The sequence below is a fragment of the Streptomyces sp. H39-C1 genome (genome assembly GCF_027158125.1).
In the GTDB taxonomy this organism is placed as follows: domain Bacteria; phylum Actinomycetota; class Actinomycetes; order Streptomycetales; family Streptomycetaceae; genus Actinacidiphila; species Actinacidiphila fildesensis.
Map to the genome: position 1 here is coordinate 1 of NZ_JAPVLS010000107.1, position 14,374 is coordinate 14,374.

13 protein-coding genes are annotated in these 14,374 nt (G+C 70.6%); 2 read left to right on the plus strand and 11 right to left on the minus strand.

Annotated features, from left to right (window positions below; genetic code table 11):
• On the plus strand, window positions 1-399 hold a 399-nt coding region (locus tag O3W51_RS41165; protein ID WP_331284137.1), incomplete at its 5' end, for a DUF6545 domain-containing protein.
• An 84-nt stretch (window positions 400-483) separates the two neighbouring features.
• Here O3W51_RS41165 and O3W51_RS41170 read toward each other — a convergent pair.
• Complete coding sequence (locus O3W51_RS41170; RefSeq protein ID WP_269288878.1) at window positions 484-1,230, minus strand: alpha/beta hydrolase; 747 nt, start codon at window positions 1,228-1,230, stop codon at window positions 484-486.
• A gap of 269 nt (window positions 1,231-1,499) precedes the next feature.
• Window positions 1,500-2,081, minus strand: a complete 582-nt coding sequence (locus O3W51_RS41175) for a DUF6233 domain-containing protein (RefSeq protein ID WP_269288881.1) — start codon at window positions 2,079-2,081, stop codon at window positions 1,500-1,502.
• A 603-nt stretch (window positions 2,082-2,684) separates the two neighbouring features.
• Here O3W51_RS41175 and O3W51_RS41180 point away from each other — a divergent pair.
• Entirely contained in the window at window positions 2,685-3,290 is a 606-nt protein-coding gene (locus tag O3W51_RS41180; protein ID WP_269288882.1) for a dihydrofolate reductase family protein, read from the plus strand.
• A gap of 345 nt (window positions 3,291-3,635) precedes the next feature.
• Here O3W51_RS41180 and O3W51_RS41185 read toward each other — a convergent pair whose 3' ends face one another.
• From O3W51_RS41185 to O3W51_RS41225, 9 genes are all read right to left on the minus strand, one after another.
• The gene (locus tag O3W51_RS41185) at window positions 3,636-3,836 is read right to left on the minus strand and encodes a hypothetical protein (protein WP_269288884.1); all 201 of its coding nucleotides are present in this window, start codon (window positions 3,834-3,836) and stop codon (window positions 3,636-3,638) included.
• A gap of 132 nt (window positions 3,837-3,968) precedes the next feature.
• Complete coding sequence (locus tag O3W51_RS41190; protein ID WP_269288886.1) at window positions 3,969-4,487, minus strand: GFA family protein; 519 nt, start codon at window positions 4,485-4,487, stop codon at window positions 3,969-3,971.
• Between the two features lie 37 nt (window positions 4,488-4,524).
• Window positions 4,525-5,619, minus strand: coding sequence for an NUDIX domain-containing protein (locus O3W51_RS41195; RefSeq protein ID WP_269288887.1), 1,095 nt, complete (start codon window positions 5,617-5,619; stop codon window positions 4,525-4,527).
• A 59-nt stretch (window positions 5,620-5,678) separates the two neighbouring features.
• Complete coding sequence (locus tag O3W51_RS41200; RefSeq protein ID WP_269288888.1) at window positions 5,679-6,452, minus strand: PIG-L deacetylase family protein; 774 nt, start codon at window positions 6,450-6,452, stop codon at window positions 5,679-5,681.
• Window positions 6,453-6,863: 411 nt separating this feature from the next.
• Window positions 6,864-9,182, minus strand: coding sequence for a methyltransferase, FxLD system (gene fxlM, locus O3W51_RS41205; protein ID WP_269288891.1), 2,319 nt, complete (start codon window positions 9,180-9,182; stop codon window positions 6,864-6,866).
• Window positions 9,183-9,370: 188 nt separating this feature from the next.
• Window positions 9,371-10,801: a thiopeptide-type bacteriocin biosynthesis protein gene (locus O3W51_RS41210; RefSeq protein ID WP_269288892.1), complete on the minus strand. Its 1,431-nt coding sequence runs from the start codon at window positions 10,799-10,801 to the stop codon at window positions 9,371-9,373.
• 38 nt (window positions 10,802-10,839) lie between these two features.
• On the minus strand, window positions 10,840-11,913 hold the full coding sequence (locus O3W51_RS41215) for a lanthionine synthetase LanC family protein (RefSeq protein ID WP_269288893.1): 1,074 nt from the start codon (window positions 11,911-11,913) through the stop codon (window positions 10,840-10,842).
• A complete protein-coding gene (locus O3W51_RS41220) occupies window positions 11,910-13,949 on the minus strand; it encodes a lantibiotic dehydratase family protein (protein ID WP_269288894.1) in 2,040 nt (679 codons plus the stop codon). Before O3W51_RS41220 ends, O3W51_RS41215 begins: the two co-directional genes overlap by 4 nt.
• An 80-nt stretch (window positions 13,950-14,029) precedes the next feature.
• A complete protein-coding gene (locus O3W51_RS41225) occupies window positions 14,030-14,212 on the minus strand; it encodes an FxLD family lanthipeptide (RefSeq protein ID WP_269288896.1) in 183 nt (60 codons plus the stop codon).
• Window positions 14,213-14,374 lie beyond the last annotated feature (162 nt).

Sequence of the window (14,374 nt, forward strand, 5' to 3'; positions counted from 1 at the left end):
ACCGCCGTCGAAGCCCCGCCCCAGCGCAGCACCTTCCTGCGCCTGCGATCGATCAACTTCGCCCTCTACCGGCGCAGCACCGAGATCCGCGACGGCATGATCGAACTCCGGCCATACCTGGGCGCCAACGCCCGCGGTTCCGCCGAAACCCGCCACGCGCAACTCACCGCTGCTGAATGCGCCGCCGCGGTGACCGCCGAGCAGATCCACCATGCGCTACGCGCCCACCAGGAAGGGCGCCCGGCCACGACCCCGGTCGAGTACGCCGACGCCCGGGTGCCGGCCGACACCGCGGCACAGGAGATGCGGCTCCTTCTGCGCATTGCCGCCCACTTCAAGAGCCAGGCCGCGGCTGCTACCGCAGCACCTGGCTCTTCATTGGCGCCCGCAGCCGGCTGACCCGCATTGCATCGCACCTGAGCACGTCAATCCAGGTCAGCTGCCCCCCGACCCGGAAACCCGTGGGTCGGGGGGCACACGTATTTACAGGGCTTCGCCGCCGCGCACCGCCGATTCGACCAGCCGCACCGCGGCCCGAAGACCCCGCTGGGCACCCTCGGACCACGACGGCACGCACCGTTGCGCCGCCACGTCGTACTCCATCCCCAAAATCCCGGCGTGATCGGTGTCCACTGGCTCCCAGTGCACCGGCCATCCCCGGTCGAGCACTGCCCCCGCGAATTTCTGCGACTCCCGCCACTCCAGAACGTCGTCCGCCGTCCCGTGCGACAACCACACAGGTACCGGCGACGCGGTTGTCACAGCCAGTTCCTCAACCGGTGGGGTCCCTGAAGAACGCGCCACCAGGTCGTATCGCCCGGCCAGACCGACCACCGCCAGCGGGCGCCAGCCGTCCACCAGGTCCGGACGGAACGCCATCGAAACCGCCGGCCCCGCCCCCGCTGACCAGCCGACTGTCACCAGCCGCCCATCGCCCCCGTACTCGGTGGCGTGCTTCCGCACGTACTCCAGCGAACCGAGCAGGTCCGCTTGCCCGCTGTCCTTCGCGTCCGACTGCCAGTCCGCAGCGAACGCCGGAATGCCCAGGCCAGCCAGTTGCGCCGCGATCGCGCCCATGACGTCTCGCTCGTTGGGCCCGAGCCCGTGCCACAGCAGAACGGCGGGCCGCGCTGCTGCACCGACGCGTACAGGCTTGTACACATCGACCGACCGGTCCCGGCTCGTGGTAACCGTCACCCGCTCCACACTGTCCACCACGTCAATTCCCATGCTTCATGTTCGTCGTTCCTTCGATCTGCTCATGGTCGGCCCAGCTCGTCATGGTCAGCATGAGCCCGAAGCACGAACCAGAGTACGAACACGGCCGCCCCTACACCAAGATCACGAGCCGCGACCTCGGTTCGACCGCGCAGGCTATCGAGATCAGCGACCACCGCACGGCAGCCGGTGGCGGCTACACCCTGATGGCAGGCAGCCGCTGGACGACACGGCAGACCAGCGCGAAGTCCGCGCAATCCGCACGGCGGGCAGGATGGTACTCATCGGCCGATGGCTGGCAGGCGCTGAGCAACGTGGCAGATCGTGCAGTCCGCCGCGATGTCCTTTTGGGCGGCTGCTGTGCGGGCCTGGGCGGCGGTGAGCGGCGTCCCACTTTTTGGTATCCAGCAGTCGCCATGGTGCAGGCTGCGCCGTGGAGGGTCCCCGCCCAGCGTGTGCAACTGCCACTCGGCCTCCGGAGGCGGGTCAGGCTCCGATGGCGCCGTCGGCGGCCCGGGTGCGCGGCGGGGGGAGCGCAGACGACGTACCGCGTCGGGATGCCGACGCAGCGACACACCCTCGTAGGAGGTGTCGGGGACCGGGGTGACGCGGTGGGCGGGAACGGCGAAGCGGATGGGCGCAGGCTCGGCGATCTCCCGGTCCGGCAGCCGGGTCAGGGTCCAAGCGGTGATTTCCACGTCGCAGAACCATGCACCATGGCGGGTCTGGGTCCAGCCGTGCAGCAGGGCGGTAATTTCCTGCCGGTCCGGCAGCATCACCCCTACCGGCGGTATCGGTGCGGACGCGGGCGGCTCCGCCCCATCATGTCGGTCGACCTGCTCATGCTCCTGTCGCTCGCGCATGGCTACGCCGCCTGCTCCAGCGCCCCCATGCGCAGCGCCGGCAGCGCTCGGGGTGACGACGTTTCCCATGGGCAGCGGTCGTCCAGAACGGATCCCCAGCGATGACGGCGCGTAGTTCGCGCTCGCGGTCCAGTAGTTCCTCCACCGCCGCGTGGTCCGTCTCGCTCCAGCCAGCTGCCGCCGGGTGTGCGGTGCCGTCGGGGCCGACCCATGCCGCGGCCGACACGGCGTAGCGGGGGAGTCGGTCATACAGAGCGGCGAGCTCGCGGCAGGTGAGGTGCAGGGCGAGCTGCGCTGCGGCCAGATCCTGGGGAAAGGAGCGGAGCGGAGGGGCCGTACGCTCATCGTACGCGTGTTCGAATCGTCTCGCTGGCCTGGGGCGCGATCACGGTCACCGGGCTGTGACTGAGCGATTCAGTTGGCCCCTGAGCGTTGTACTTGGCCCGGCTGAGCGCGACGGTTGGCCCGGGCCGTTCGCGGGTGGCGCTCCGCCGATCTGATCGGCTGCAGCGTCATGGGTTTCTCGTTACTCCACAGCGTGGCCGATGAGTTTGTTGCTCCCGGCCGGTCCAAGCTCGTGACACCCGAGGAAAGGACACCGCCATGTCGGAGCTTCTCGTCGACTTCATCACCTCCCTCGACGGCCACGCATCGGGAGAGGGGTGGCCCGGGTTCTGGGGCCTCGAGGGCCCGGAGTACCTCGCCTGGCTCGGCGAGCAGCCCGAGGCCACTTACCTGATGGGAGCGAACACCTACCGCCTGATGTCGGGCTTCGCCGCAGGCAAGGTCCCGAAGGGCCAAGACGAGTTCAGGCCCGAGGAAGAGGCGTCCGTCGACGAGCTCACGCAAGCGTCCAAGGTGGTGTTCTCCTCCTCACTCGAGGAGCCACTGACGTGGGCCAACTCCAGGCTCGTCCGCGACGACGCTGTCGAGGCGGTCCGCGTCATGAAGTCGAGTGCCTCGGGGCTCCTCAGCACGATCGGCAGCCTCAGCTTGTGCCGGTCCCTGCTACGGGCCGGACTCGTCGACCGCTTCCGGGTCGTGATGTTCCCGGTGATCACCGGGGCCACGGGCGAAGAACGCATCTACGACGGCTATCCGGACGTTGCCCTCGAGATGATCGAGCACCGCACCTTCGACGGCCGCATCCAGCTGGTCGAGTACAAGCCCCGCGTGCTCGAGCACCCGCCGCTCGGAGTCCCTGCGTGACGTCGCCCCGCCAGCGCCGGTCTGGACGGTTGCCAGGCCGGCGCCGGCGGGCGCGGAGTAAGACCTCATAGGGGCGAACGGCCAACGTCAGGACGGTCCGGTCTACCTGGCCCCGAGTCGTCGCAGGTCAGCCCATGTACGCCCTCCCAGGCCGCAGTCTCCGCAAAGGTCCACCTTCCGGATACGGATGCGCCGCTGGACGCTCCCTGGGCAGAGCCTCGCGAGCTTAGCGCTCTACATGGCCGATGGGGCCAACTGAAGCGCTCAGTCACACGGGCGTGGCTGTCGATGGCTGAGCCGGACGAGGAGCGGGTGCTCGTCCGGACGTGAGGGCAACCGCCGTGTTCACCCGCGGGGCCGTGTGGCCGTCAGGACCAGCGTGAGGTTGGCCTCCGCCCGCCGGGCCGGAACCGCGACGCAGCCAACGCCGGTGAAGCCGTGCCGGATCAGCAGGTTCGTCCAGGCGGTGCCGTCGCGGCTGTAGTGGACGACGGGCAGTCGGGCGCAGTCGGCCAGGGTGAGGTTGTCGACCCACGTACCTTGCAACTTGCCGGCGCGGACCCGTCCGACGGAGAAGACCAGTCGCCCGCCGGGCCGCAATGCGGCGTGGATTCGCGCAGGACACGGCAGAGCGGGTCGGTGACCAATGGCGCGTGGGGCCGGTTGGCCGGGAGTGAGTCACGATGCAGCGGGCCGTGGGGCGCGTGGGTCGGGAGCGAGGGTGACAGTCATCCACGGTGCTGCCGTCTCGCGGAAACTGTGTCCGACGGGTTCGATGCCTGTCTGGTCGGTGAGGCTGAACCCGGTCACCATGATCATGTCCGAGCCGGCGGCAATGGAGATGACATGGGTTCCGCAACGAGGGCAAAAGCCCCGCTTGAGGGTGGTGTAGGTCGCGAACCAGGTGGGTTCGCGGCCGGGGCCGGTCCAGGTCAGTCCGTCCCTGCGGAAGCCGACCCAGAGCACGGCGTGGCCGCCGGAGATGCGCGTTTCGTGTTCACAGGAACACAGGTGAGGGTCGTCCGGCGTGCCGAGGACCTCGTAGGCGATGTGACCGCACTGGCAGTGCCCCGTGCGGTGCTCCGATTCCGGGCCAGTGGCAGGAGTGCCCAGGGGGAGCGTGGACGGGCTAGGAACAGCCGCAGGGGACGAAGCCGGGGCATCAGGCGTGGACGGCGGGCGGGGCAAGGAGTTCATGGGTTCCTCTGGGCGGTGGTGGACGGGGTGCGGGCGGCTACCAGGCCGCGGGGCCGGTGAGTTGGGTGACGGGTTGGCGGACGGCCCGGGGGAGGCCGAGCTGCCGGCGAGCCTGGTGGACGGCGGCGAGTTGGTCGGCGGCCGCAGGTCCCCAGTCGAAGAGGTCCGTGGTCTGTTCGGGGGTAGCCAGGATGCGGGTGTAGGTGTGGCCGGTGGCCGGATCGGGCCGGGCGGGGTCGACGCCGGTGAGTGCCGCGGCGTAGCGCAGGTATCCGCGCCGCACGGCGGGGTCGGTGACGTGTCCCAGAAGCAGCGGGCTCCCGAATCGCGCTGCTGCCTCCTCTTCGGCTTCGCGGCGCAGGGTGGATACGGGGTCGCCCTGGTCTTGCTCCTCGGGTGTGCCACCGGGCAGGATGGCGACTCCTGTGCGGGGGTCGAGGAGGACGAGGACGCGCCCGTCCGGCGCGAACAGCCACGCCCACACCTGGGCGACGGTGAGGTCGTGCGGGGCCGGTCCCTGATGCCAGGGGTAGCGGTAGGTGGGGCGAGCGGTCTGCAGGACGCCAAGCCGGTCGAGGACGGTGGGGGCGATCGGGAGGCCGTTTTCCAGAAGTACCGTGCCGGCCGCATTGATTCGGGCGCGCAGCGCGGACATGGCGCGTCGGGCGTCGGGCGGGGCGAGCAAGTCGGGCAGCCGTGCGGGCTCGACGAACTCGATCGCGGTGATCTCGCTTGGCGGCAGATGGATTTCGCTGATCCGGTCGTCGTCCCATGTGCCGCCGTCGAAAACGTGCAGAATCTCGCCGGGAAACCGCATGGCCGCCGGCGCACCGGTGCTGTCGGCGGAGACCCAGTCGACGGCCAGGCCCCGCTCGGTGACAGCGGTGATGGCGAGCTCCTCCACCAGTTCACGGGCAGCGGCGTGAGCGGGGGACTCGCACTTGTCCACGGCGCCGCCCGGCAGAAGACACGTGTCGCGATAGTCGACGTGTTGGACGAGGACCTGCCCGAGCTGGTTGGTGATCAGCACGGACGTCCCGACCCACAGGGCGGCCGAGGTACGCAGGGCGCCGTACGCCTCGTCGATCATTGCGCTGCTGGGCAGTTCGCCGGGAACGGATGTGGTCGTCATGGCTCTCCGAGTCAGAAGGGGCCGGTGGGGCCGGGGGTGGATTGAGGCTGTGGGCCCCGTCAGGCGGTGAGCCGGTGAGGTGCGTCCGGGACGGGCCCGGTCGCGAGCCGGGAGAAGTACTCGGTTGCGTTGATCCTTCGCCGGGTCTCCACAGGTAGGCGGGCGAGGATCCCGGGCAACGCGCGTTCACGGGCGACCTCCCCGCGGTGCGCGAGGATCGCCGACCACTTCTGCTCCAGCCACGGGGTGACGTCGACGGCCGTGGTGGCGTACGCGTCCGGGGTCGCGAGTACGCGTTTGCCGACGGCCTCCAGCAGCGGTCCGAGATCGCCGACGCCGGACTCGGGATGCGTGGCGCAGTACACGGCGCGCGGTTGCCAGGGCTCACCGGCTTCGGGGTGCAAGTGCGCGAGCCCCGCGTCCTGAACGGCCAGGAGAGCGGCCTGGTGGGTGCGGCGGTGGTCGGGGTGACCGGTGAGCTGGCCCAGGGCGTCGTGCGTCACCACGATGTCAGGGCGGAACGAACGGATCTGGTGGACCAGAGCGGCGATCACTTCGTCCAGCGGTGCATCGACGAGCCGCGGGCGGCCTGGGGTCGCCTGCGGCTCGCGGGCGTCTCCGTATCCGAGCATGCGAGGCGCTCCCGCACCGAGTACGCGCAACGCGTTGGCGAGTTCGGCGGCGCGCGGGCTGTCGGGTGCCCACGTCATGGTGACGACAGCCGTGCGCGCTTGCGCGGCGGAATGCTGGGCGAGGACCCCGCCGGCGAGGAGGCTTTCGTCGTCGGGATGGGCGAACACACCGAGCAGGGAGGGCGTTGCGGGGGACGTCACGGGGCGGGATCCCCTCTCAGGGGCTGGGACGGTTCAGATGACAGGGGGCGGCCGGCTCTGGTGAGCTGGACCACGGGGGCCAGGACATCGGGTACTGCGTCCACGCGCGGCGTCACGCTGCCTCTTGGAGGGCGAGACGGCAGCCAGGGGCATGGCCGTCAGACGGCCGACCTGGGTCACCAGCAGCAGGCGGGGCGGCAGGCACAGAATGGCGGTCCCGGTCCACATCGCTGTGGGCACCGAGCAAGCGCCGGCCAGAACTCCGGCGCCGGCCGAGGCGACGGCCGGGCCCCGGGACTCGCCGCCTGCCCGGTCAGGTACGGGTGGGCGCACAGTGAGAACGAGGTCGGCAGCCCGCCGGCCTCGGCAGCCTCTGGGGGCTCGGATTCCGCAGGGATCGACTTGTCGGAGTCAGGTACGCCGTCCGCCTACCGAGAGCAGGTCCTGCGTCCCGTTGGGAACGCGGCCGGGCCGCTGGAAGACGAGCCTCGCGGAGGGCTTGTCGAGCACGTCACCGGCCGGCAGCTGCTCGTCCGGGGTGCCGGCCGGGTGGACGGTCATCGGCGGGTAGCCGCGCTCGCGCACCTTTTGGTCCCAGGTGCGCACGCAGTCGGCGAAGCGCTCCGCCAGCTCGGCGGCGGCTGGGCCGTAGGCGTGGATGAAGAACTCGGTGAGACGGTCGTCCGGATCCGGGGCGTCCTTGACCTTGCGGTAGGTCAGGTAGGCGAGGGAGCCGTCCGACAGCATCGCGGTCGCATCTTGCTGGGCTACCAGCGTGGACCCTTCCGGGGCGGCCAGGCGACAGAACCCCGGCAGCGTGGTCGCGGCGTAGACCTGCAAGGTCTCGAAATTGAAGGTACCTCGAACCACGAGGCCGGTGGTGACCTCGTACCGCTCCCCACGCAACGCCTGTTCGAGCCCGACGGTGTCACCGGGCTCACCGTCTTCCCACCTCACTGTGACCTCGCCGTCGGCCAGACGGACGGCAGGAGCGGTGCGGGCGGCGGCGCCGCGGTCCCGTACGAACCCGCAGTACGTCCAGTGCTCGCAGTGCAGCACGTCGCCACGCTGCACCAGGGTGAGAGAGCGGGTGTATCCGCCCATCTCCAGCGGTACCACCAACCGCGCGCCCTCACGGAGTTGCTCGCGCCAGGCCGGCGCGATGTCAGCCGCGTTGTGGGTGATCATCACCCCGTCGAACCCGCCAGTAGGGACATGTGCGGGTGCCCCAAGTCCGCCGTCGCCGAGGAGGGCGGTGACTCGGCCGCTGCCGGCTTCCGTGCACAGGCGCTGGGTGCGGTGCACGACGTACGGGTCGACGTCCACGGTCACTACGCGCCCCCGCGGTCCCAGGACGTGCGCCAGGAGCTCGCCGTTGTAGCCGCCCGATCCGACTTCCAGCACAGTCATGCCCGGCTCCAGCCGGAGTTGCTCGATCATGTCGGCCTGCAGCCAGGCTGCGGACACCGAACTGATCGCGGTTCCGGCCTCGTCGCGCCGGGTGATGACAGCACGGTCGCCGCCGTCGTAGGCGGTCGCGAGGTTAACCTCCGGGACGAAGCGGTGGCGGGGCACGGTCTGCAGCGCATCCCGCACCGGCTGGGAGGGGGCCCAGCCGCCAGCGACGACCGTCTCCGTCATCTGCTGGCGATACCGGACGGCTTCGGTCGGCTCACCGGGCACCGGCGGTACCTCGGTGGCGCACGGGTAGGAGTGGACAGGCGACAGCCCCGGCAGCACTCCGGGCCACACCGCGGTGAGCGCCTGGGCGCTGGGCGCGAAGATCTTCCCGAGGGTGTCCAGGGCGTTCAGGTCGTGCCACTCCCAGCGCACGAAGCGGTGCGGCTCGGGCAGCGACAGTGCACCGCCCCAGCTGGTGACGCGGACCACGGCGGTGACGCGGCGCACATCGAGGTGGTCGTCGTGGAGCACGGTGATGACATAGGCGTCCTCCACGCGCGCCATCAGCCCGGTCTCCTCCGCCAACTCCCGCACAGCGGCGACCGGTGCGGCTTCGCCGGTTTCGATGCGGCCTCCGGGCAGCTCCCACATGCCCCGTGTCGAGCGACCGAGCAGGACCCGGCCGAACGTGTCGGTGACCACCACCGCGGCACCGAAAACGGCCTGTGGCTCGGGCCGTAGTTTCTCCTCCGCGCTGAACGATCCGGCCGGCCCGCGTAGGACCAGCACCGCCAGGCCCTCCGCGTCGAACCTCTCGACATGCTCAAACCCGTCGGTGAGCGCCGCGAGTTCGCTCTCGTCCAGCGCGATGTTGCGCCGCTCCTGTGCGGTGTGATCCGCGACCGGCGTGATGATGAAGAGCACCCCGCACTCGCGCAGCCGCGCGGCCAGACGGCGCAGGACACGGGCACGATCGCGGAGGAAGGCGATGGACAACCGCAGCACGACCAGGTCGTAGCCGTCCTCGACGAGGTCGGCCAGGTCGTCATGCTCGACGTCCAGACGCAGCCAGCGCACCCTCGCCGCTCCGGTGTGCTCCGCGCGGGCCCGCTCCAGTGCGCCCTCGGCGAAGTCCACGGCGTCGACGGTGTACCCGAGCGAGGCGAGGTGGACGGCCATTTCGCCGGTTCCGCAGCCGACGTCGAGCGCGCGGGCGCCCTCAGGCGCCGGGGCGTGGTCGATGAGCAGGCGCCTCTCCTCGTCCCCGAGTCGCCGGAAGCCTTGTCCGCCGGTGTAGTGCTCGGACCAGTCGGTTGGGGTGATTCCCATAGATCGCTCCTCGTTCGTGAAAGGCGGGGTGGTCGGTTGCGGGCAGTGCGCCGCCCAAGGTGGCCCGGTTGGTGAGGGCCCGGTCGCTGAGACCGGGTGCATCGCTGTGCAGGCGCCGTTGGATTGCTCGGGACTGGCGTTGACGCGCGTGCCCATGTCCAGCTCGCGGCCCTGGTGGTCGCTCAGCGTCAGGTCGACGGCCGCCGCGGCGCGGGAGGCCGCGTGGTGCGAGGCCGGCTGCTGCGGCGCTGGGGACGGTCGGGCAGGCATTGGGCGAGGATGAGCTGCTGCACCACGGGCACGGTCGCGTCGGGGTGCCGCAGGAGGTCGATGGCCTCGACTCGGAAGCCATATTCGTTGAGCAGGTCCTCCCACAGGTGGGGTGACAGGACCCACATCTGGGTGGCCAGCGGCGGGCGGTCCCGTAGCGGGATCATCTGCTCGCGTGGCGCGACCGTCGTGGAGGGGCCGTGGTTGTGCAGGTCTGTGTGGAGGAGTGAGAGGACCAGTGGCGCGCGGGGATGCAGGCCGTCGCGCAGCGCGGGGAGCGTCCGGTGCGGATCGGCGAAGGCCAGGCTGCCGATGGCATACGCGGCGTCGAAGAGCTTGGTGGTTCGGAGGTAGTCGACCACGTCGCCGAGAACGAATTGCACGTTGGGCACCTCAGCGTGGGTGCCGAGGGCTCGTTGGTGCTGGGTGGGGGACCGCTCGATTGCGGTCATGTGGGTGCCGTGAGCCTGTGCCAGGTGCACGGCGTGGTGGCCGGCGCCGGAGCCGATGTCCAGCACGCGCTTGCCCGTGATGTCGCCGAGGATCTCGGCTCCAGGACCGACGCCGTCCCACGGGGTCCAGTTCAGGTGTGTGGGGACGGGGGGCATGTACTGGCGGCCCAACCACGCAGTGGCGGCCTGCTCGGCGGCAGACACCCCAGCGCGGTTGAACGCGAAGATCGCGTGATGGGCGAGAACAGCACGCAGGCCGCGTATCAGTCGTCCATCAGCGGCAAGCCGGCGCAGGCGACGGCCGGCGTCCTCGAAGGCGGCGACGCGCTCGGCCCAGCCGGGTTCGGCGTCCAGCCGCAGGGCGGCGTCCGCGTTCATCAGACGCCGCATGGCCGACACGGAACGGTCGCGTGCGGGCCCGGCGGGCGGGGTAACGGGGGGACGCAGGGCGGCGAATTGAGACCAGACGTCTCCGGCCTCGAACGGGTCCAGGCCAGCTTCGCGGATCATCGCGGACAGCAGCATCACGCAGCGCTCGCGGGTGCCGTTGCTGCCGGTCTCGGGCAGGGCGCTGCGGCTGTCGGCGCAGAACACGTCGTGTGCCACGTCCATGCCCTGGGGGCCGCCGAAGGCTTCGGTCTCCGGCTCGTAGATGCCGCCGACCCATCCGGTCGCCTGCCGCTCGGCGACGAGGCGGTCCAGCAGGGTGGCGCAGGGGCGCTCGGTGCGCAGGCGCAGCCCTGAGTCCTTGCGCAGGAAGTGGAAGCGCTGGTCGCGTAATGCGGCCGACAGGGTCTGGGCGTCCTTGGGGCTCATCGCGCCGCCGGCGAAGGCGACGCTGGCGTGCCACCAGATCGTGCCGTGGGTGATCGGAAAGTGTTCGTCGTCAAAGGTCATGCGCGTGGGCGCTCCTTGCCGGTGGGGTCGGTGTGTAGTCAAGTGATCAGCAGCACGCTGGTCCAGTTCGTTACGTTCATTGCGTCGAGGGCGAGCTGCGCGCCGCTGCGGCCCTCCATGAACCCGGGCTTTCGTAGCCGGGCTAGGTCGATGGTCAGGCGCTGGTGCAGGTCGGCGATCGCAGGGGTGAAGCGCTCGGGGGTCGGGCTGTCGGCGGCTACGGCGCGGGCGAGGGTTATCAGCCCGGCCCAGCCGTGGCACAGCGTGGCGTCGGTGATCCGGGCGAGGTGGCAGGGATCAGTGAGCGTGCGTACGACGGTGTCTTCGGCCGCCTGGCGTCGGGCAGGGTCGCCCAGGGCGAGCGCGGCGAGCTGCTGGGCGCGGGCGATGCCCGGCCCGCCGTAGCACCAGGACTGGCGAGCGGGCTCCGGCTCGGGTGGCTCGGCGGCCTCCAGATAGTTCTGGGTGGTCCAGTAGTTGACGCCGTACCTGTCCAGCCAGCGCGCGAACACCTCGATCGCCGCGTGCTGCCCCGGCACCAAGACGTCGTGCCGTGCGGCAAGGGAGAGCACCGCGAGAGGGCCGGCGATGCCGTGTGCCACGCCGTTGTTGCTGTGCCCGCCGGCCAGCTCCTCACCGTCGGGTCCGACAGCGGACCACCATCCCGGCAGCTCCCGGCCCGCGACACGGACAGGCCGTGACAAAGAGACCAAGTAGGTCAACACGTCGGTCAGCAGGGCGGAGGGCGCCCCCCGCGTAAGGAGCAGTGCACCCAGTCCGGCCAGGCCACGGATGTGGTCCCATTCCGCGAGGTGGGGCAGGGCCCCCGAGGTCTGGCGCCGCCGGGCTGCGGCCAGCCGGACATCCACCACGCCGTCGACAACGGCGCGGACGTGGGCGCTGGCATGTCCGCCGCGGGCGAGGACGAACTCCAGCGCGGGAGCGCCGTGGAACAAGCTCGCATTGCCGCCGGTGCTCACTCCGTGCGCGACAGCCTGCGCGAGGTGGCGCCGGGCGGTAGGCAGATCACCGCGCTCGATGTGCAGCAGCGCCATCCCGAGAGCACCTTCGGACAGGTCCTGCGTACGCTGCGGGAGCGTCGTAGTCGTCATGAGCGTGCCGCCAAGGCAAGGACGAGGCTGTGGGCCCTGCCGCCGATCCAGTCATCGGCGTCGGGCGGAGGAGCCTCGTGCAGGGTGGCGATGCCGATGGGGCTGGCGTCCAGGTGCGCGCGCAGCAGATCAAGGTGCATCTCCTGGCTGAGGTCGAGGGGGAGCTGTTGATCGTCCTCGGCCAACAGCACACGGGCGGGCACCCGGAACCGACCTCGCCAGGCGTGCAGTTGCTCGGCCCACTCCTCCGAGGTCGCGGTCCGGCGGGGCAGATCCCGGGCCCGGACTTTCCACCGCGCACTCGCGAGGATGGTGCGCCGGTAGGTGAGCGCCGGGGTAAAGGGCAGCGCCCAGGCCGCGCCCCAGTCGAACCAGGTCACCTGCGGTGCGGTGGCTCGGCTGATCTCGCCCAAGAAACGGGCCATCGGCGGCGTGTAGTTGTTCCACAGGAAGTTGATCGCGGTCGGCGCGAGGAGTTCCAGGCCCGCGCCGGTTGCGATTTCGACCAGGCAGGGTCGGCCGTGGCGGACCCTGACAGCAAGGTCTGAAGGGAACAGCACGCCGTCGCCGCGGTGGCGGAACTCACCGACGCTGACGATCCGGGGCAGCACGCGCGGTGCCCGGGTGAGCAGGTCGGCCGGGACACGCCCGGCGTGGAAGGAGAGCTGGACCAACTCGGCGCCGGGCTCGACCGTGGGCAGATCCGTGTACGCGGCGCCGGTATCAGGGAGGAGATGCCAGAACCGGCCCGTCATCGAACCGGCCGAACGGGAGACAGTGACCACCCGGAGCCGGAATCTGCCCTGCTCCAGGGCCTGGGGCGAGCAGGCATGGAGTTGGGCGGCCAGTTCGAGGTGCGGCGCGATGAGCCGGGGCCTTTCCCCAGCCTCCTCCAGTTCCTCGATCATCGCGCCGGTCAGGGCCACCGAGCGTGCACCTTCGACGGCCGCAGTCCCGGCCAGCTCCAGCAAGAGCCGATCGCGCCGGGACATCGGACGGGCAGGCTCGACCACCTTGACGAAGCCGCCGGGGAAACCCACGCCTCGCTCGGGGTCGGTCGCCACCTCCACCGGCACCGCGGTGTTCTCGCCGTAGCGTTCGGTGAACTGCTCGACCCATCGGCACCAGGTCGGTGTGCCGTTCGGGTGCGTGACGAGCCGGGTCAGGACGGTCGCGGCTGTCTCCGCCTCGGTCAGCACCGCCCGCGGCAGCTGCACCGCGGCGTCCAGTCGCAAATCGGTAGCTGGCGCGCCGCCGCGTGCCTGCGCGAGCAGCGCCGGCGGTAAGGCGTCGGTGGGGTCGACGACGGTCGCGGGGGCGCGCAGCGACGACCGCAACAGCCGTACCCGCAGCAGCTCTCCGAGGAGCTGGGCGCGGGCGTGTTCGGACGTTTCCGGGAACTCAGCCGCGAGCTTGTCCGACAGCAGGGAGTAGCGGATGGGGTCGCACGCCGCGTCGAGAACGAACCTGAGCACAGGACTGCTTGCCTGAAGGCGGAACTCGGCATCGCCCTCGGACGGCACACAGATGTGCTCATCGCGCTGCTGGGCGAGGGTATTGACACACACGTCGACGTCGGCCAACCGCGTGCCATCCGCCTCCCAAGCCGTAACCGCCTCATCGAGCGCCACCGGGTCGCGGCGGGTGACGGTCTGGTGCCGATTGCCGAAGCGGACCGCTGCTGTGTCCCCGAACTCGATCGGCCCGACGCCCGCAAAGAGGCCGAACGGAGTGGAGCGGCGCGCGTACCGGATCGCGTAACGAGCCACTGCCATTGCAGCCCGGCGTACGCGGCGCAGCTTCGGGGACCGACCGTCGAGGATCGCCTGCACCTGGCCGGCCAGGTCCGGACTGGCGGCAGTCACCGTCTGCCGGAAGGTCTCGTCGGCCCACACAACGCCCAGCCACGTTCGCCACTCGTCGAGCGAGGCGGCTCGCCCCGGCCAGGGCGGCATGACTGGCTCAGCGAGGTGCACCGCAGCGCGGAGCATCCCTCGCCCGATGCCCTGGTAGAGGCTGTGTCGTACACGCGTCATCACCACACTCCGTTCTTGATAGGCGCGGGTGCGGGCCGGGCGAGTCACCCGTCCGGCCCGCACTGCCGAGCTGCCCCGGCTTACGAGGTGGTGCAGGCGCTGGGGCAGGAGCTGCCGCAGGTGTCGCCCGTGCTGCACATCAGGACCGTCTCGGTCGCCGGCGTGCCCTCGATGAAGGAGATGTCGAGCCCGAACGGGTCGAGGTCGTCGAGGGCCGGCTGCTGCGCGGGAACCAGCGCCTTCTCGATGTCAATGGCGGTCATGCGTGCCTCCTGGGGTAGTAGCGGGTGGTACGGGATACCGGAGCCGGTTGGGCTCCGGGGCTTGATGTCAGGTGACCGTGGCGGCGTGGTTGCCTGGAAGTCGGAGCCGTTCGGCAGACCAGGTCGGGCGCACCGGTCCCGCCCGGGGATCCATCAGCGGGG